Below are 20,026 nucleotides of genomic sequence, written 5' to 3'. Positions count from 1 at the left end.
TAAATAAAATTAAAGGTGATTTAAAAGAACATATTTTATCACACAAATGTTTTTGCCTTTATATATATGTCTGATAAATAATCTTTAAGCTCGGTATTTTCTATGAAATTAACTATTTGTGCATAGGTAGCTTTTGCATTATTATTCATACCTTGAGCAGTAAAAATTTTTGATAATTCAAGCATAAAATTAAGCTCGCTTTGAGCACTTGAAGCATGCTTGCTTTTGTCTAGTTCTTTTATTAGATATTCAAAACTCATATCTTTTTTACTATCACTGCTGGAAGTAAATTCCAAAGAGTTACTTTTAATAAAAAATTTGTTTATATCTTCACTAAAAAAAGCTTCTCCGCTTTGAAATTTAAGCTTTTTTATATCTGGAAATTTATCAATAAAATTTAAAACCATACCACAAATAAGATCACTTTGCCTTGCAAGTCCAGTGCTATTTAAAAACTCGCAAAATATCTTAATGCCTTCTATCCAAAATGGGTTAAGTGCTAAATTTCTTATAAATTTTTCTAAATTGTCAAGATTTAGTTCGTTACTTTTTTTTAAAAGCATAATCAGATTTTCATCAGGATAACGTATCTGTGTTATTTGATCGCTACTTGATGGAAGCGCCTTTATTCTACCCCACATTGCTTCAAAAATTAAAGCATAAGCATTAAAATTTTTAATATCACTCTTTAAAAGCATTAGTGATAAATTTATAAAATATTCTCTAAATTCTCTATCATTAAATGTACTAATGTCATTGCCGCTAAACGAAACGTTTTGATGGTAAGTTGGCTCAGTTTTAGTAATGACTTTTGGCTCTTTGGCTTTTAAAATTTCTTCTTTTTTTTCTTCTATATAAAGCGTATCAAAATGTGTGCCAAGCTCTTGTGAAAGCTCAGGTACAAGGTCATTAAACGCTTTTGCGTCAGTTTGATCCAAAGCTTTATCATTAGCTTGCGTAAAAAGCTCTATTGTTTGAGCTATTATCTTTTTTTTAGCAGGTAGTTGTTTTTCATTTTTTGCAAGTAAATTTGGCTCTTTTTTCAAAATAGATAGAAAAAAGGCAAAAGCTTTTATAAGTGTCTTAAAAGCCTCTTTGTCATTTAAATTTATAGCAGAAATCGCTAAGAAATTTAAAAGCTTAGCATCAAGACTAAACTCGCTTAAGGCTTTTAAAGATGAGCTAAATACATAATCCCACTTTATGCTATCATGCATCAAAGTTTTATACTTTGACATCTCATCAGTTAAACTAATATAAAGCTCATTCTCTAGAAAATCTTCATTAAATTTATTACAAAAATTATCTTGCACTTACTTGTTATCCATAAAATTCTCTATCTTATTATTTAGGACACTATCGTTTCTGATATTGTTTTGATCCATAGAATATGTACTATATAAAAATGCAGCTGCGATCATAGCAATGGCTAGCAAAATGAAATAAAATTTTAAACGCTTTAGCGAAAATACCTCAAGAAAGCTTTTCTTTGTCTGTTTTAAGTAGCTCTTTTCAAATACATTTTCATCAACTTTTATGAGCGGAGAAACGGCTGCAGCTATATTTTCACAAAGGTAAGAAATTTTTTCATTGCAATCTTCTTGGGTTTCATATTTTCCTTTATAGCCAAGCACCAAACAAGCATATATAAATTCCAAGAAATCTTTATTTTTGCCAACATTTTCAAACCACTTATCCATAATGCCAAAGAATTTATTTCCGCCTAGATTTTCATTAAAAAATCTTGTTGTCAGGGTATTATTGGCCCAAAAGCTGTTCATAAAAATTTCATTTTTTAGTAAGCTCTCATCTATAAAAACACAAAGGCAATATCTAAGTCTAATAATATCGTCTTCCTCATAAATGCCTAGATTTGATATCTTTGAAGTGGTACTTAAGATATCGTTTATCAATTTTTCACGTAAATTTGCCATTTCGCTTTGTGAAAAATTTTGTAATTTTGAAACCCTATTTGCCAAAAGAAGTAATGGTAACACGTGATCTAGTGCAAAATTTGTGCCAAGGCCCAAAAGATTTGTTTGACTTAAAACTGAGGTTTCATTTTGATTTTCGTTCATTTTTATCCTTATAATAAAGCCCACATTTTAATGTCAGCATTTGGTAAATTTGCTGTTATATAAACGCTAATCACATTTTGATTTGCAAAGCTTTTAAAAATTTCATCTTTTTTGTCTATCTTATAATAGATATAATCGTTTAACTTTGGTAAAGTGCTAGGAACAACAGAAATTTGCTCTACGTTTATACCCCTTAGCTGTGAAGAAACTATGCCTTTTATATTTGATTGAGTATGGATCTTGCACTGCTCTTTGAAATTTTTAAGAAGATACTCATTTTTCGTATCACTGTGAATAGCAAAATAAATTTCTGAGTTTTCAATAATGCTTGGATTATCAAAAATACAGTCATAAAAGCCGTGATTATTTTTAACAATTTGCGCCATTATATATTTTGGAGATAAGATATGTGAGAATAAAAGTCTTAGATTATTTATCAAAGGCACAAATGTTTGAGTTAGATTATTGTGATCGTAGGCTATAAATTCGCTAAAACTATTATCGTGACTAAGTGCTAACAAATCAGACTGAAAATCAACTAATTTTTCATACAAATACTCTGGGTGAAATTTATCTTTCTTTAGTAAATAAGAGAATATTAAATGCCATTTTTTTAGCATATTTAGTGTTAAATATGTTGAAAAATCAAGTCTATTTTTAGCTTGATCAACACCTCCTAGCAACCCAAAATAACTCTCTTGATGTTGCTTTGTAGCAAGGCTAAGCTCCTCTATAAAATTTGTTATAAAGGTGTTTTTACTGATGTCAATACAAGTTGGAATAAATTTTTCGTCAAGTGTTATTTGCTTATTTAGGTCTATATTTTTTATTTTACAAATTGGTATGCTAAGCTCATAAGGCATCTTTGAGCCAAATACCCCAAGAGACGATCTTTGGCTTGCTAGGATTAGATTTTCTTTATCTTGTGTAAAGGCAGAAGATAGTTCAAAATCATCTTTATCATCTAGCTCGTTTAATATATCATTGCTAGCTTCATCATGCACTCTTGAGCTAATAAGTGCTTGCTTGGCTGTAAATTTTAGATTTGGTAAATTATTTTGCAAGCTAATATCAACCAGACCTGAGCTAATAGGTAGTTTTAACACTATAATGGCTGAGTTTAGTTCACTTGGGCTTATCTCAAGTGGCTCTGGTAATTCATCTTGATCTGGCGCGTTAAAAATCGTGCCATCTTGAGAGATACAAGAAATTTTAGTTAGCCCTATTTTACCTTGAAGCAAAAGATCGCTTGAAATTTCTAAATCTAAAACACCATATAAATTTGAAAAAGAAGAGATGGTTTTTAGGTTTAAATTTCTCTCAAAATATCTTTCTTGTTGCTCGAAATGAACCTTATCGACGTTCATTCCGTTATACCAAACGACTTTTAGCTTTTCAGACATTTTATTTGCTTGCTTGTATTTTAGAGCTACTAGCGTCTAAAACATTTACGCCATTTTTTGTTATTTCAAAAACTATATTTTTTTCTTTTATCTCTTTTGTTGCTTTGTAAGCCTTGATATTTGTCTTGCTCTGATCAGCATAAAGTACCAAAATACCGACATACGGAACCTCGTCAGGATATACATTTGTAAAAGCATATCTATTTGTATTTGGCTGAATTTGTGTTTTTATAGAGTCAATCTTATCATAGCCTAGTATTTCACCATTTCTCTCGGCTAGATCGATAATGCTAGCTTCTTTAAATTTAGCCACATCTCTTAATTTATAAGCTATGATAGTTATAGGAACATTATCACCATGATAGTTCAAATTTGAATTTGGCATATTGCTTATAATAAGATCTTTTGCACATCCTGTAAGAAATAGTATAAACACTAAAAAAGATAGAAATTTAAATATTTTTTTCATGAGTCCCTTTACCTGATTTTAATAATATTATTTTTGCGTAATTATATCTAAAAATTTAGATGATGCTCATTTTAAAATTAATGTTCTTAAACAAAACTTTTATATCTGTTCTCATTCTTTTTTATCGTCTTTATTATTTTTATTATCTTTGCTACTCATACTATCTACGGCCACCTGTGTTATTCCGGTAAATATACTTGCCCCAGCTTCAGCCTCAGTCCGTAAATCCCCATCGCCGACTTTATGTTTACCCTCTTGTGGCGTTGTAACCAATCCACATTATAAATACAAATATGGCCTGTATCAAAGAGACGCCGCCTATCGTGACGTCCATTTCTTTCAAATTCTTTTTCGAAAAGTCGCTCTTTTTTATGCCGTTTTTTATCATAAAATATACATTTGTAAGCATGATTAATGCGACTACGGCATCAACATAATATTCTCCGAAAAGAAGTTTTAGGATTATTATACAAATAGCGCCTACTATAAAAAATGCTATTGACCCAAAAAATACAATCCAATTATTCTTCATTACTTATCTGCTTTTTTGTTTTATCTTTTTTACTTTCTACGCTATCTGCAATAGCTTGTCCGGCTGTAGTAATAAAATTTGTTCCTACTTCTGCTGCAGTCTGTAAATCTCCATCGCCAACTTTTATGGTTTTACCGCCTGCTCCCGCAAGGCTACCAAACAGTCCATAAAATCCACCAGCAAAACCTTTTCCGATCACTCTCTCTGCATCTACATCTTTTGATCTGTCTTTAAGCTGAGAGTATAGCTCGGTAGATGAGTTGACAAAAGCGCCTCTGACTATTGCCGAGAATAAACCGCTAGCAGCTCCGCCACATGCACCGCCTAATGCATTTATTACTACTTCTGTATGGTCAATATTTTTAAAACTATAGCCGTTATTTATATACTGCGATCCAATATCTATACCTCCGCCTATGGTGGCGCCTGCTACTATACCCGGGGTTTTTGAGCTATCATAAAATTTAATATCTTTTGTTGCATCTTTTATTAAAGTACTAGGACTGCTTTGCGAAGCAGAGAGCTTTGGTTTAGAAGCTGTCACTAAATAACCTTTATCGTTAGTAATTTTATAAACCTCTACCGGTTTATTATTTTTACCTAATTATTGATATATCACTTTATTTCCCGTTATATCCATACTATGAACTACATACTCTTTGCCGTTATGTCTTAATATACCGTCGCTACCTAATTTTCCTCCTTTTGGAGTATTGGCTAATAGTTTTTCGTTTATTCTTTCAGTCATTCCTATTTTAGAGATATTTTTAAAATTTCTATTTATCACCGCTGCTTTATTTTTTTAATTTTACATTTGTAAAATTAAACGAATTCTTACTTTTTTCAAATTTAACTTTTTGCTTCTTTTGTTTTTTAGGGTTTCTATTCTGTGGTTTATCTGGTATAAATTTTTCAGGTCGAAAAGCCCAAAAAATCACGCCAATAGTAGAAATCCACGAAAAGATGCAAAAATAAACTAAACATCCATTTGATTTGTAGATTGTGAATTTAATGAGAAAGTAAAAAACAATAACAATAGGAATAAAAAATGATATACCTATTTTTAAAATTTTTATATTTTTAGACTTATTATAGATTATATAACAATGGCGAATAAACTTAAAACAAAAATATACTACAAGCAAACCCAAAAAATATAAGATAATCCAAGCAACTAATGGGTACTGATTGGCTAAATATACGATTAAATTTATGATTTTATATTGAAATTCTCGCCAGAAAGCATTAAAAAAATCATTCATTACCACTACCGCCGATAGTATTGTCTTTTATCGTATTGCGAAGTTCATAATTTGCTCCTTGAAAAATTGTATACCTAAAAATATTTCCACCATTTTCTATCATATTATTTAATAATTTATCTTCCCTATTTATTGATTTTGTATTTAAAAAATCTCTCCATTGTTTTGATATTGCCCCAATTGAATGCTTTACTTCTCGCAAAGTCTGAGAAATTTGATGAGTATTTGGTATCATCGTCTCTATTTTTATTTATATCTCTATGATCTTGTATATCCATCAATCTTTGGTTTTCATGAGTTATGGTTTTTACTAGATCTTTCATATCGGTTATGTTTTTTGAAATTTATATAACTAGCACCGGTTCGCAAACTCGTATAACCTTTTATTTCTTCGTCATTATATCCTCTTTCATTTTTTGTATGTAAGACTGCGCAGTATAGTCTTTCTCAAAGCTTTCTTGAAAGTCTTTAAGAAAATTCTTTACAAAGGCTCTACTATGAAGCTCTTCATCTTTACCGTTAAGCTTACTGAAGCTTAACGGCAGTAGCTGGATATCCCTTGGAGTCTTTTAAAGGTAACCTAAAACAAAAGATAGAAACAAGAATTTAAAACAAATTTATTTTTATGATATTAAAAGGGTAATGGCTTTATAATCGTTGGAATTTTTAAGAGACTGTCCCACTTTAGCAACTAAGTGTTCCACTCTTAAAGGAAATTTTAAAGAAAGGGAAAGAGCAAAAGCATCACTACTAGTGCCTAAAATAGTGTGTTTTGGTGTCACGGGGGAGACTTGAACTCCCGACCTCCGGCTTATGAGGATTTTTTATGTGAGCTCACAAAAGCCTGAAATACGCACTTTAGACGATTTTTTGCTTAGTGATTACATAAAACTGTTCCATTTTTGACCGGTTGGCTATTAAATATGGGACAACACTTAAGGGAGCGAAACGGTATATATTACTACCGAGCGACACTTGCTCCAAGCATCAGAAAATTTTTTAACGAAAAGCGAGAAATTTGCTTCTCCACGTCCACTAGTCTCTTGGAAAAAGCCAGAAAAAGGGCTAAAATTCTAGACAACAATCTTTACTTGATAAAAAGGGCGGTTCATATGAATCTTAGCGATAGCATAATCCAATCTTTTGTAAATTCGTTTATGAAAGTAAAGCTTAGTAAGAGCATCAAAGAGCACTCTCTTCTTAATAAGAAGATGGATGTAGAATTTCTAAATGCGCTCAATGACTACTTTAAACAAAGTTTGATAGATGGCGATCTACCTCAAATTTAATTAAGGATATAAGCAATATCGCTAACACTGCTGGCGCTCTTGGTAGCAAGGATAAAGAAAACATAGGGCAAACTCTTTTAGAGAAGAACATACTAACACTTAACTATCTTGTATCAAAGCTTGAGAAGAGCAGTGTGCTCTTTGATGACAAGCGTGAGCAATATTTTCTTGAAGATGACTCTAGTGATAACTTAGCCAAACATGCCACACCTAGTTCGTTTGACGCTAAGAATATAGCTTCGTTTCAAGAAAATATAAAAGAGCTTGAAGATAGTGGTTGTTTGCCCATTACTGATGGGCAGCTTAAGGCTATGGCTCAGAGGATTAGCGAGACGGTTTATGCCATACTAGATCAAAAGTATGGTTCGACCTCAAATTTAAAGCTAGTAAGAACAAAGAATAGCCATAGAAGCATGGAAGATATCATAATGGATCCAAACCCACCAAAAAATATCAAAATAAAATTAGATGACGATAGTAGCTTTAATATTTTTAATCCTAGTGCCCAAATAACCCAAGAGTATGAGATCAGACAAGTACTGCAAGCAGCATCTGGCTCCAGCAATCAATTCACAGCTTTAAATTTAGAAGACCAAAAGAGCTTAAAGGATGCATTTTATATATTTGAAACAAACACCAAAAGAGCTGACAAGTGGTCGCCAGATACGCAAAGACTAGTTACTAGCGTAAAAAAGCTCTTATTTTTATACTTTAACGAAGATACGCCAGTTCATAAGATCACAAGAGACAACTTGCTTGAATTTAGAGATCTTCTTTATAAAATTCCAACCAAGTTAGCTCAAAAGAGTAGGTATAAAGATAAAAGTTTATCTCAGATACTTAAGCTAGGCGAAAAGGATGACAAGCTCTCTGAGCCTACTATCCAAAAATATATGATAAGGGTTATTCAGTTTTTTAACTACTGCTTTGATAGTGGCTATATAAATAAAAGCATAACTGCAAAAATGAACGTCAAGATAAACGTAGATCCTAATGAGAGGGCAGTGCTTCCATACGAAGCATCAGAAGCTAGGAAGATCTTTGAGATAGTAACTAGTATCAAACAAAGTGGTAAATCGCCAAGCTCAAGGATAGAGGCTAGTGAGCTCTACTACGTCACAATGATAGCTGCCTATAGTGGCATGAGGATAAAAGAGATCACACAGCTTCATAAGGAAGATATAGCCTTAAAAGATGGAATTTACTGCTTTAACATAAACACAAATGATGGTAAAACTACCAAGACCAAAAACAGCATTAGGTTTGTGCCTATCCATAGTAAGCTCATAGATCTAGGTTTGTTAGAATATGTTAATAGCAAGAAAAGCGGAAATATATTTAAGGTAAGCAATAAGGACTTCTCTGAAATTTTTAGAAGCCAGATCCAAAGAAAGTTTATAGACAAAGACTCTAAAAAGACCTTTTACTCTTTTAGACACTACTTTATAGACTATCTAGTGCAGCGCGAGGTAGAAGCTAACCTTATAGCTCAGATAGTAGGACATGAAAAGCAGTATAAGATCTTGCTAAACACTTATGCCAAGCCTATTAACGCTAATACACTAAAGTCTAAAGTAGAGATGGTATCGTATGAAAATGAATAGGGGCAAATTTCAAAGCATGAGATTTAAGACTATTCTTATATCTTATTTAGTATTATTTTAGGTATTAAATAAAGGATAAAAATGCAAACCATACAAGCAAATTTTACAGCTAGCATAAGCGAGCTAAAAAAGTCTCCAGCTCAAATTTTAAAACAAGCTGGAGATAATGTCGTAGCTATACTAAATCACAATGTCCCTAGCGCCTATCTAGTACCTAGTGCTGTCTATGAAAAAATGGCAGAGATAATAGAAGAGTATCATCTAAGCAAAGCAGTAGATACTGCTCTAGCAAGTGGTGAAAAACCAGTAAAAGTAAGTCTAGATGAGCTATGAGTTAGAGTTCTTGCCAAGTGCTTTAAAAGAGTGGCAAAAGCTTGACAATAGCATAAAAGTGCAGTTTAAAAAGAAGCTAAGTGAGCGTCTAGAAAACCCAAAGGTTGCCAAGGACAAGCTACGAGGCTATGAAGATGTCTATAAGATCAAGCTAAGAGATGTCGGCTACCGCTTGGCATATCAAGTAAAAGATGACGAGATCGTAGTATTGGTGCTAGTTGTCGGCAAAAGAGAGAACAACGAAGTATATGAGATGCTAAAGGATAAATTTAACTAAGCATAAAGCTAGACTTTAGTTATCTGTAATTTGCTAGTAACTAATTTCATGTTATTAGCTTGTCCTATCTCAAGTGCTCTTTTATAATGAGCATAACCTCTATAAATTTATTATTTTTACTATTTTAATTTCATACTAGACTAAATTTCTAAGAGAAATTCCATAAGCTATAAAAATTATATTATATATTTCATAGTATTTTTAAAAAACACGCATTTTAGCGGCCTGAAGCCCACCTAATTCCTTGTTTTAGACTGTAAATTTTTATAAAATAATCTTAAAAGATATTTAAAGAACAAGTCTGCCAAAAATTTTTATGACATAAAATTTTGAGTGGCTTCTTTTTTAGATTAGGAGAAAATTTACGTGAGTTCTGAAAAGACAAAAAAGCGCAAGATAACCAAAGTCATAACTAAAAGACTTAGGCTAAGTAATGCAGAATGGTCGGTAATTAATGGCAAATTAAAAGAAAGTGGTCTGACTTTCTCAAAATTTGCCCTAAGAGCTATGTTATCTAAGCAGATTCATGCACCAATCAAGAGGGAGCTTTTAACTGAACTATCTAGACATGGACAAAACATAAACCAAATAGCCACCAAACTAAATAGCGGAGAAAGCCTAGATAGAGTTGGTATTGAGATCATAGCGGACGATAATGATGTCTTACATAAAGTATATGAAGCATTGGGTAAATAATATGTCGCTTGATTTACATTGCATCAATACAAATAAAGGCACTAATGATGCTAGTTAAATTTCTTCGTACTTATACTGGTGGTGGCCTTGGGAGCATAAATTATCTTTTAAATGAGAGAAAGGCTGCTGGAACAGCAAGAGTTATAAAAGGTGATGAAAATTTAACTAGAGCTATTATAAAAGGCATCACTTATAAACAAAAGACCTGTTTTGGTGTTTTATCATTTGAAGAAAAGTATGACTTTTTAACTGAAGAACAAAAACTAAAGATCATTAAGGATTTTGAATGTGCTCTTTTGGGCGAATATATGCTTGAGAGGACAAATGTATTATGGGTAGAGCATTCGGACAAGGATGGTCGGCTTGAGTTAAATTTCCTGGTTCCCAAGATCGATCTTAAAACAGGAAAATCATTTAATCCATATTTTGCCAAATATGATCAAACTAGAATAGATCTAATTAAAAGGATTATTAACGATGAGTATGGACTATCAAGCCCAGATGATCCAGCAAAAGAGCAAACTATATTATCTAGCAAGAAAAACATCAATCATTATAAAAATTTAGAAGAGCTAGACCAAAAGCTGCACGATCTGGTTAAGCAAGGCTATATTAAAAATAGAGACCACATGATTGAACTTCTTAAACAAAATGGTATTGAAATAACCAGGATCAACAAAAAAGGCATAACGATCATACTGCCTACTAAAAAAACAAAAAATCGTTTAAAAGGAGGAATATACGATGCAGACTTCACCAGTGCTCAAAGACTTGGAGAACTCAGCCAAAGCTCAAGCAGAAGAATTAGAGAATTCCATGATAGAAATACACAAGCAGAGTGTAGAGAAAATAGGCGAAAACTTGAGGAGCTTATTGCTAAAAGAGATAGATTTAATCAAAAAAGATATGTCGAAAGAACTTCAAAAAACAATATCCTTGCACCACAAGGACAGATCGGTGATAATCTCGCTATCAGTGGCTACCGCACTAATTTTGGGAATAGCAATTGGCTGGGTAGTGCACGCAATGATATTAAAGGAAGAAGTAGCTTGGACGATACCAAAACAATGGAGATACAGCCAACCTGCTACGGACAAGACCCAGAGGGAGTATTACATATCGATTCCAAAAGACGAAGAGATAATAGAGAACGAGAGCAGGAAATTTATATTAATGAAAATGGAGTAGAGGATGACAGCATTAGAGAAAGCATTGCTAGAAGAGAACGAGCGCTTGACGAAGACGATCGAAGACGAAAGGAGCAAGCACGAATTAGAAATAATGAATTTGCAACAAGACTGCGAGAAGAAGCTCGCGATATTACAGACAAATGTGACAGAGCTAACAAAGAAAGTCAAGAGCTTGAACAAAGATTGCAACGACGCCTTAACGGAATCTCTGCAGCAACAAAGAGATATGTACGAGAGTTCAATATCTTGCTTGGAAGAAAAATTAGAAAATTTAGAAGAAAAATTCCAAAATTTGAGAGAAGAATACGAGAGCTTACAGATAGAGCACAAGAGGCTACAAGAATATGTAGAGAATTTATAGAGGAGCGTGAATACACCCAAAAAGCCAGCATGTATCACCATGTGAGTGATGTATGCAAGGAAAAGACTCAAAGCTTAGATATGTTTTAAACGTAGAGACTCTATTAAGTTTATTGCATAATCATCTCATTTATTACTTCCAAACATTATTTGTTACGTTGCCATTTTAAAAATATATTAAAATATATTTTGCAGACTACAAAAATAATTTAGTCTAATTATTTTTATTTTTATGGCTGCCTTTAATCAACTTAAGCTTTTATTAAAAAAAGCCTATCTTGCATGGCCACTTTAATAAAGAAAATATTTTTTAAGCGTGGGTCAAGGGAGCGGCAAGCTATCCTTGCGAGCCTCTATGGAGATGCAAATGGTAACATTTTGTAGTATGCTCGCCCTATTAGAAAAACAAAAAAACCAATGCAAAAGTTAAGAGAAATTTTGGTAATACCTAGACATAAACCAACCATTTGAATGTAGTATATTTGATATTACTTATCATAAATAATAATTGATAAATTGCCCAGTGGTTCAACAGTAGCAATATAAAATTAAATATTATAGTAAATATTTTTCTAAATATAATACAAATATATTATATTTTAAACTCTAGTTTTCAAAGCCATTTCTATATTTTCCCTTAGCCCTAATTTAAACGCCTCATTTGTTGCAAAAAGCTTATAAAGCTCAAGCTCCTTTTTTCTCTCTTTGTTTATCACTTCATCTATTATTTTTTCGATAGCGAGTCTTCTGTTAATTTCATCTGTATTTTTCTCGTAATTCTCCTCAAAATCTTTATGGGCTCTTACTTTATCAATAATGTGTATAAATTTAGCCCTTTGCTCATCAGGCGTAGCGTCCCAGCCCTTAAACCATTTCTCGTTAAAATTTTTTATTATCTCATCTAGCGGATCTTTTTTCTCATCACCGGCGTAAGCGCCTCTTAAATTTGGATTTTGTGGCTCTAGCTCCGCCTCGCTTGGATCTAGCTCTATTTTTGCGCCAAGCTTTACTCTTTCTAGTCCGTAAGTAGAAAGATCGACCGCATTTAAAAGCTCGTCTATCTTATCTTTGTCTTTATCTTTTACGACCATTTTAGGTATTAGAAATTTCAAAAACCAAAACAGCTTCTCGCACTCTACTATTTCATAAGGCATGATTGACGCCATCTGCGCGTAAATTTTTACAAACTGCTTCGCTTTTATCTTGTAGTCGGCTTTATCGTCATCTTCAAGGCAAAGTTTATTGTTAAATCTATCCGCTACCGCGTCTATCATAGATGATAATTTCCCAGCCTCTTCGCCTTTAAAATAGCTCTCAAAAAACTCATCCACTTCGCTACGCTCATAAATTCCACTATCATCAAGTACTGATTTTAGTTCGTGTAAAACATTTATATCTGTCTCTTCTTTTAATGACGTTGATGTATAAAAAGGATCAAAAGATGCCTTAATATCTTCAATCTTGTTAAAAAAATCAAGCACAAAGAGATCTTCTGTTTTTTTAGAGTATTTTGGTGCAGCTCGGTTTAAGCGCGAGAGAGCTTGCACGGCGAGAACCCCATCTAGCTTTTTATCCACATACATCGCGCAAAGCTTTGGCTGATCAAATCCTGTTAAAAATTTATTCGCCACCACTAGTAACCTATACTGATCGCTATCAAATTTATCGGCTATATCTTTTGAATCAAATTCATTTATGCTATCTTCCGTATATTCTATCCCGTCAAGCTCTTTTTTACCGGAAAATGCGACGATAGCTCCAAATGGATCGCCGATTGCATGGAGTTTTTTAATAATAGCCTTGTGATAAAGGATGGCTGTTTGTATATCGGCAGTTACCACCATACCTTTTGCTTTGCCTTTTAGTTTGTTTGTTTTTACTATATTGTTCATGAAGTGATCTAAGATTATTTCCGTTTTTGTAGCTATAGTAGATGGATTTTTCTCGACGAAGCCCCTAAGCCTTTTTTGCGCTTTATCCGTCTTAAAATAGGGATTATCGTCTATGGATTTTACTATCTCATAATAGCTTTTATATGTCGTATAGTTTGACAAAACATCTAGTATAAAGCCCTCTTCAATCGCTTGCTTCATTGAGTATAGATGAAACGGAACAAAACTACCGTCATCTTGCTTTGTTCCAAATTTTTCAAGCGTTGAGTTTTTAGGCGTGGCTGTAAATGCAAAATATGAAGCGTTATTTTTCATTTTTCTACTTTGCATTACTTCAAGCACCATATCTTGCAAGTCCATATCATCGTCAAAATCTTTTTTGCCCATCGCTTCATTCATCTTATGGTGTGCCGTTCCACTTTGAGACGAGTGTGCCTCGTCGATTATGACAGCAAATTTCTTGTCGCTAAGATCGCTTATTCCGTCTACTATAAAAGGAAATTTTTGAATGGTTGTTATGATTATTTTTTTACCGCTTTCTAAATTTGATTTTAGCTCAGTCGAGCTAAATGCTGGAGCGACGATATTTTTTACCTCGCTAAAACTAGCTATATTTTCCCTCAGTTGTTTATCTAGTATTTTTCGGTCCGTTACCACTATGACGCTATCAAATAGTGGATACTCCATGCCTTTGTCGCTTACTCCCTCTTTTGCTGGGTATGTTTCTATGAGCCCGTACGCGCACCAAGTTATAGAATTTGACTTTCCGCTTCCAGCGCTATGCTGTATGAGATAGGTTTTGCCGACGCCGTTGTTGCTTACGTCGTCTATTATTTTTCTTACTACGTCTAGTTGATGATATCTTGGGAAATATAAATTTCTACTCTCTAGCTTATCGGTATCTTTTCCGTCAATTCTAACAAAATGTTGCAAGATATCCGCCAAAGATGTTTTAGAAAAAATTTCCTCCCAAATGTATGCGGTTTTGTGTCCGTTTGGGTTTGGCGGGTTTCCTGCGGAGTTTTTATCCCCTTTGTTAAATGGCAAAAAGAAAGTCTTTTCTCTGTCGAGCTTTGTGCTCATATAGGCTTCATTGGTATCAAAAGTAAAATGTACTAGACACCTAGCGAAATTTAAAAGCGTATCTTTTGGGTCTCTATCTTTTTTGTATTGATTTATGCCGTGATATTTAGCTGTCTGCCCGTATCCGCTCATCGCACTATTTTTAAGCTCTATTGTGATTATAGGAAGTCCATTTATAAAGATCACCATATCTATTTCAAGGTTTGGATTTTGCTTTGAATAGGCCAGTTGCCTTGTGACGCTAAACTGATTTTGGCTAAATTTCTTTCTGGTTTCATCTCCGCTTGAAGCTATCGGCGCAGGGTAAAATAGCGTAAAATTTGCGTCAGCCACACTAAGGCCCTTTTTTAAAATTTTAAGCACGCCGTATTTGCTTATCATCTTGCTTAGTTGATAGAGTATCTTTTGTTTATAATCGCTATCTCTTTTTAGCTTATCAAGCTCATCTTTTTGTGAAATTTCCAAAAAGTCAAAGAGCCTAGTCTCATCTATAGCATACTCTTTGTTAAAATCTTTGCTATACCCTTTGATATATCCGTGATTTTGCAAGAGATACTTTTCTATACTACTTTCAAATGCTTCTTCGTTTGTCTTACTAAACATCGCTTTTCCTTGTTATGTTTTTCTTTAATATTATAAATTTAGCGTTTCCTTTACTTATTTATAAAACCCCTAGTTCTCCATCTTCTGTCATTTACAAGATTTTCAAAATCCACGCTATCTAACTCTAGTTTATCAGCATGATCTGTGATAATAATTTGTGGCTCTATTCCAGTTTCTTTTAGAGTAGTTTTACAAAAAGAAACTAATTGATTAAATAGATTTGTAACAGCTTTCAAATCTTCATCTTTTGTATTAGTTCCTTTTTTCTCTTCAATACGATCAATATTAAATTCATCATTCTCATCTTTTATTGAGGTTGGAAAATAAACTTGACTAGGTTGATCTAAGAATAAAATAGACGGTACTATGGATTTATTGCCTAAAGAACAAAAAAAGTTGTGTAGTGCCAAAAATAAAGTTATGTGACTATATAGCCAATTAGCGCCACTTCCCATAGATCTTAAATAAACTTTATCTTTATTTTCTTTTTCATGCCATAAATCAAAATTAGTTAGCGAAAATTTTAAATTTATTGGCTTGTATGAACTTTCAAAATCAAGCTTATTTCCAATTTCTTTCATTTTGTAATTGATATATTTTTCCGCTTCTTCAAGTTGTTTATCTAAATTAAATTCATCTTTCAATAATTTTTCAAACTCTGAAATATCTTGTTGTGTCGCTTTGATTTTTTCTTCGATATTGTTATCTTTTTTATCCATAAGACTTTCAAGAAGATTTTCTATTTTTAATTTTACTTTTAAAGCCTGTTCGTTTAAACTTTTGTTGTTTTCTAATGCTTTTGTGATATTTTTTAATTGTTCAATTTCATTTTTAATGCTTTTAAGTTTCTCTTCTATATTTGATATTTTTTCTTTGATATTATTTTTGTCGCTTTCAAATGAGTCTAATAAATATGGGGATTTTCTAAGTTCAATATTTAGCCATTTTATAGCTTCTTCTAATTGATTTGCTTCATTAGCAATAATATTTGTCTCTTGTGTGCAAAATGGGCATGTTGTGACATTGATACTAGCTTCGGCTATAGCTTGATTATTTGATAATTCTTCTTTATATTTTTTAACATAGTCTATTGAAGAATTAATATTTTTATATTTATAATTTAACTCTCTTTTTTGTGATAACAGTCTATTGTATTCTTTTTCTAAAGATAATATTTTTTCAACAGACTCATCATTATTTTCATTAATGGATATGCCTTTAGCGACAAGCTTATCTATATAATTTGCTGGATTAGAAAGAATAATATTTGAAGCTTCTTCAAAAAGTTTATTTCCGCTAATTGCTTCATACTCTTGTAATAGACCATCAAACTTTTCGCTATTAAATTCTCTTTGGATTTTTATAACTTTTTCTTCTAATTCTAATCTTTTTAATTGCTTCTTGCTATTGGCTAAATTTTGTTTTAATATATAATATTCTTGATTAACAAATCCTGCAAAAATTTTAAACTGATCGATAGTTTGTTCTCTCTTTTCATTTTCATCAAATCTATAAAATAACGAATGCTTATTTGCTATTAAGTTTTGGTGTTGAATTAGGTAAGGAATAATATTTCTTACAGATGGTCGACCCTTCTTTTGTCCTGTGTATTGCGACACGCTTTTATCTTCTTCTATATCATTTATATCAAGTCCAAAATAATGTCCTAAATTTACCTTAAAATCACTATTTGATATAAAAAATTTATTATCAAAATATTCCTTGTTAAGCACTTTTATATCTGGCGAATTTGATTCTTCTTTTAAAAATATTTTTCTACCATTTTCTTTTCTAGCCAAAACCAAAAATGTTTCTTTAATTGATAGAATTACAAAATATATATCCGCATTATCCGTAATAACTCCAGATGGAATATTAAATTCGCTACTTCCCATACAGTAATCAAATATCTCAATAATTGCGCTTTTGCCAGTTGAAGATTTACCAGTAATTATATTTACACCTGTGGTAAATTTAACGCTATGTATTTTATCTTCTTTGTCAACCAGCCCAATATATTTGACGTAACTTTTCATAACTCTTTAACCCCCAATTGTTTATAAATAGAAACTACATCCAAATTTTGAAAAATATTACAAAGCTTAGACGATGCTCTAAAGGCACTATCTAGACTTGCTATGCTATTTTTTTGCTCTTTTAAAAAAGTCACCGATAAATCATCATTTAATTTCAACCATTTATTTTTAATGGCATATAAAATGCATTGATTTGTAATCTCTTTGTAATCTTGAACCCTTTTGGGCAATCCATAAACATTTTCTCTTTTGTTTTTATCTTTGCTATCTAAAAAAGTAAAAATACTACTTGTTGTTTTCGAATTTTTAATTTTCTCCTGGCTGGTTTTGTGTAAGACCAATGGTAAAACTAAATATGATAATAATAAATTTTTAGGATTTGGCTTTAAATTTTGATAAAAAGCCACAAACAATGGTGTAAAAATAAATATATTATTGTTGATCTTATAAACACTATCTACATATTTACTCATCACTCACCTCTAGTTTCCAGACGATATCGTTTGGATTATCGCTATCATTTGCTAGTTCATGCAAAATACCATTTCGATACGATTTAGGCGTATCGTTAAAATTATAAAAATTAGGTGCTACTTCGCCTATAGTATTATTATAAAGTTTTTTGGACTCATTGATATGATTGCTAGAATTCACATCAAGCAAAGCATTCCTACGTTTTGCTTGAAAACTTTTAAGAAGTTCATCTTCATAATACTTATACTCTTTTCGTGATATTTCATAGTTTTTTAGCTCCTCGTTAAGTATTGTCCTAGAATATATAAAATCACTTATTGCTTCACTTTTTACTTCGCAATAATTAATATCTTCTATTTTTTGCACAAATAAATAAGACTGATGCTCTTTTATAATATCATCTGTTATTGAAGGAGTTTCTATTTTTGGAAAAATTTTAGTTGTTGAAGTATATGTTTCTATTAAGGATTTAGTTTTTTGTCTGAAGTCTTTGTTTTTTATCTCCCATCCGCTAGATGTCATTGCAGGATTAATTATATAGCCAATAAGAGAATCCAAATATTCATCCTTTTTTTCTTCTAAAATCCCATCCGTTCTAGTTTCTTTTAGCTTTTTATACAAAACTTCATCATTATCAGCTTTACTTTGAATTGTAAATTTCTCTAAAATTTCTAATAATTTATGATTTTTATCAGACCTTAAAACATTATTTAATAGCTTTTGCGTAAAGGTCGATTTTCCTTTTTCTTTATTAAATTTTTCTGCTATTAAATTTAATATCTGATATTTTTCGTTTTTATTTTTAGTATTCCAGTCAATAAATTTTGAAGATTTGCTGATTGTTTGTGTTGTTAATAAAATCAAATTTTTGTACCTAGTTGCATCAAAATTATCATCTAGCCAATTTTTCAAAGTTTTCCAAACGTTGTGATCTAAATCTGTTAAATTCTTTTGATAATCTTTAACCTCGATTTGTACCCCACTTGAGCTCGTGACATCACCATATTTTTCAATCCAAATCGATTCGTCATCTTGCATTTCAAAACACTTTTCTAATGCAATTAGGAATTGATAAATTATAGGTTTAAATGTTTTTGTCGAATCATTGATTAAAATTTCGCTCATCATACGATCCTCACTTTGCCAGTTACTACGCTATCGATTAGCGACGCTTTATACTCTTTTAGACTTTTTATATACTCTTGCTCTAAATTTACTAATTTGTCGATTTTTGCTGTTTTGGTTTCTATGTATTCTACTATTTTTTCCTGCTCGGATTTTGGTGGAAGTGTTATTCTTAAAGATTTAATTAGATCTTGACTAATATTTGGTTGTCCTCCGCCATACCCCAAAGATATAATGTTGTTTTTGGATGCCAAAAACCAATAAAAAGCATATTTTTCCAAAATTTGTTTCGTATCAGATAATACACAGCATGCTTGATTTGTGGTTGTTTCAATATCCAAAATACCAACTTTACCTATCGTCGCTCCATACATTGCAATTACCAAACTATTTTTGGGATAGATCTTTAATGTTGAAAAATCTTTTAAGGCTTTATGTGTTATTTTTTTACTTGTTTTATAAATTATATCATCTGCTAAATCGCCGGTTTGTAACCAATTGATTTCACCATCGTAATATTTAGTATTTGTAGAGGTTGGCGTAGTTCCGCTTCCTATTCTATTAAAAATATGAGTAGTTTTTATATTTTTCCAATGGCTAGGAATTTCCCCGAGCCACTCTACGCCGCTGTTTTTAAATTTGGCGTTTTTGTTAAGTCCTTTAGTTACGGCGTCATTTATGATTATCTGTTTTTGTTCTTTTAACAGCTCGATAAATTTCTCTTTTCCGCTTATGGATGCGTCTATTTTGGCTATTTTTTCATCAAGATATGAGGCGATTTTTTCCTGCTCATCTTTTGGCGGCAAAATGACACAAAAATTTTTTATTAACAATACGGAAACTCCACCTATTAGCCCATTAATCGATAAATCAAATTGATTTTTAAATATATGGCTCTTTATCACATAGTATAAAAATTTAGAAACATTTTCGCCAATAGTTTGAATAGAAGCAAGTTTATTTACGTAACATACGCCTTGATTTGTATATGCGATTTTTTTTCCAGCACTTCCACCTTCTACACAAATTAAAATACTATCAGGTAAGGCTATTTTAAAATTTGTTTCATCTTTTGGTATTCTTAACCCGTTATCGTAATTTATTGTAGAGTATTCATAATTTATATCCTTTGTTGCAATATAAGGATGACTTTTACATTCAACACATTCATAATTACTTTTTTTATCATCACTAATACTATTTCCGGTTTCTATTTTTGAAACAAATTTAAGCTTTAAAATCTCCCAATGGCTAGGAATTTCCCCGAGCCACTCTACGCCGCTGTTTTTATATGAATCATATCTTTTAAATTTAGCCATA

General features: G+C 31.9%; 19 protein-coding genes. 6 read left to right on the top strand and 13 right to left on the bottom strand.

The annotated features are described in order from the left end of the window. Positions 1–38: 38 nt before the first annotated feature. The 8 genes from CYO92_RS00975 to CYO92_RS09215 form a co-directional block, all read right to left on the bottom strand. On the bottom strand, positions 39–1,313 hold the full coding sequence (locus CYO92_RS00975; protein WP_103589265.1) for a type VI secretion system domain-containing protein: 1,275 nt from the start codon (positions 1,311–1,313) through the stop codon (positions 39–41). Then, a complete protein-coding gene (gene icmH / locus CYO92_RS00970; RefSeq protein ID WP_103589264.1) occupies positions 1,314–2,078 on the bottom strand; it encodes a type IVB secretion system protein IcmH/DotU in 765 nt (254 codons plus the stop codon). It abuts the gene before it with no gap. Between the two features lie 8 nt (positions 2,079–2,086). After that, positions 2,087–3,481: a type VI secretion system baseplate subunit TssK gene (gene tssK, locus CYO92_RS00965; protein ID WP_103589263.1), complete on the bottom strand. Its 1,395-nt coding sequence runs from the start codon at positions 3,479–3,481 to the stop codon at positions 2,087–2,089. Between the two features lies 1 nt (position 3,482). After that, on the bottom strand, positions 3,483–3,917 hold the full coding sequence (tssJ, locus tag CYO92_RS00960) for a type VI secretion system lipoprotein TssJ (protein ID WP_258033813.1): 435 nt from the start codon (positions 3,915–3,917) through the stop codon (positions 3,483–3,485). Between the two features lie 280 nt (positions 3,918–4,197). Next, the gene (locus CYO92_RS00955) at positions 4,198–4,482 is read right to left on the bottom strand and encodes a hypothetical protein (RefSeq protein ID WP_084042025.1); all 285 of its coding nucleotides are present in this window, start codon (positions 4,480–4,482) and stop codon (positions 4,198–4,200) included. Then, a complete protein-coding gene (locus tag CYO92_RS00950; RefSeq protein WP_103589261.1) occupies positions 4,472–5,026 on the bottom strand; it encodes a hypothetical protein in 555 nt (184 codons plus the stop codon). The genes CYO92_RS00955 and CYO92_RS00950 overlap by 11 nt, the downstream gene beginning before the upstream one ends. Positions 5,027–5,086: 60 nt before the next feature. After that, complete coding sequence (locus CYO92_RS00945; RefSeq protein WP_103589260.1) at positions 5,087–5,269, bottom strand: hypothetical protein; 183 nt, start codon at positions 5,267–5,269, stop codon at positions 5,087–5,089. Positions 5,270–5,736: 467 nt separating this feature from the next. Beyond that, complete coding sequence (locus tag CYO92_RS09215; RefSeq protein WP_141089847.1) at positions 5,737–5,979, bottom strand: hypothetical protein; 243 nt, start codon at positions 5,977–5,979, stop codon at positions 5,737–5,739. Between the two features lie 688 nt (positions 5,980–6,667). Between CYO92_RS09215 and CYO92_RS09425 the strand changes: the two genes are divergently transcribed. The 6 genes from CYO92_RS09425 (at position 6,668) to CYO92_RS00915 (ending at position 11,583) form a co-directional block, all read left to right on the top strand. Further along, positions 6,668–7,033 carry a DUF6538 domain-containing protein gene (locus CYO92_RS09425; RefSeq protein ID WP_258030504.1) on the top strand — a complete coding sequence of 122 codons (366 nt, stop codon included), beginning with the start codon at positions 6,668–6,670 and terminating at the stop codon, positions 7,031–7,033. A 134-nt stretch (positions 7,034–7,167) separates the two neighbouring features. After that, complete coding sequence (locus CYO92_RS00935; RefSeq protein ID WP_258030505.1) at positions 7,168–8,637, top strand: site-specific integrase; 1,470 nt, start codon at positions 7,168–7,170, stop codon at positions 8,635–8,637. 81 nt (positions 8,638–8,718) lie between these two features. Continuing rightward, positions 8,719–8,970: a type II toxin-antitoxin system Phd/YefM family antitoxin gene (locus CYO92_RS00930; RefSeq protein WP_021088296.1), complete on the top strand. Its 252-nt coding sequence runs from the start codon at positions 8,719–8,721 to the stop codon at positions 8,968–8,970. Next, positions 8,960–9,247 carry a type II toxin-antitoxin system RelE family toxin gene (locus CYO92_RS00925; RefSeq protein ID WP_035167048.1) on the top strand — a complete coding sequence of 96 codons (288 nt, stop codon included), beginning with the start codon at positions 8,960–8,962 and terminating at the stop codon, positions 9,245–9,247. Before CYO92_RS00930 ends, CYO92_RS00925 begins: the two co-directional genes overlap by 11 nt. Positions 9,248–9,613: 366 nt before the next feature. Beyond that, a complete protein-coding gene (locus CYO92_RS00920; RefSeq protein ID WP_103589258.1) occupies positions 9,614–9,943 on the top strand; it encodes a plasmid mobilization protein in 330 nt (109 codons plus the stop codon). A 47-nt stretch (positions 9,944–9,990) separates the two neighbouring features. After that, positions 9,991–11,583, top strand: a complete 1,593-nt coding sequence (locus tag CYO92_RS00915; protein WP_103589611.1) for a relaxase/mobilization nuclease domain-containing protein — start codon at positions 9,991–9,993, stop codon at positions 11,581–11,583. Between the two features lie 509 nt (positions 11,584–12,092). Here the strand turns inward: CYO92_RS00915 and CYO92_RS00910 are convergent. From CYO92_RS00910 to CYO92_RS00890, 5 genes are read right to left on the bottom strand one after another with little or no spacing between them, the layout of a single operon-like run. Beyond that, positions 12,093–15,071, bottom strand: coding sequence for a type I restriction endonuclease subunit R (locus CYO92_RS00910; RefSeq protein ID WP_103589257.1), 2,979 nt, complete (start codon positions 15,069–15,071; stop codon positions 12,093–12,095). 50 nt (positions 15,072–15,121) lie between these two features. Next, positions 15,122–17,107 (bottom strand): DUF3732 domain-containing protein, encoded by a 1,986-nt coding sequence (locus tag CYO92_RS00905; protein ID WP_103589256.1) that lies wholly within the window; start codon positions 17,105–17,107, stop codon positions 15,122–15,124. Beyond that, entirely contained in the window at positions 17,104–17,580 is a 477-nt protein-coding gene (locus CYO92_RS00900) for a three component ABC system middle component (protein ID WP_103589255.1), read from the bottom strand. Before CYO92_RS00900 ends, CYO92_RS00905 begins: the two co-directional genes overlap by 4 nt. Further along, on the bottom strand, positions 17,573–18,706 hold the full coding sequence (locus CYO92_RS00895; RefSeq protein ID WP_103589254.1) for a hypothetical protein: 1,134 nt from the start codon (positions 18,704–18,706) through the stop codon (positions 17,573–17,575). Before CYO92_RS00895 ends, CYO92_RS00900 begins: the two co-directional genes overlap by 8 nt. After that, on the bottom strand, positions 18,706–20,025 hold the full coding sequence (locus CYO92_RS00890) for a restriction endonuclease subunit S (protein ID WP_103589253.1): 1,320 nt from the start codon (positions 20,023–20,025) through the stop codon (positions 18,706–18,708). The genes CYO92_RS00895 and CYO92_RS00890 overlap by 1 nt, the downstream gene beginning before the upstream one ends. Between the last annotated feature and the right edge of the window lies 1 nt (position 20,026).

It is taken from the genome of Campylobacter concisus (assembly GCF_002913715.1).
Taxonomy (GTDB): domain Bacteria; phylum Campylobacterota; class Campylobacteria; order Campylobacterales; family Campylobacteraceae; genus Campylobacter_A; species Campylobacter_A concisus_AG.
This window is presented reverse-complemented; position numbering and strand designations above follow the sequence as displayed.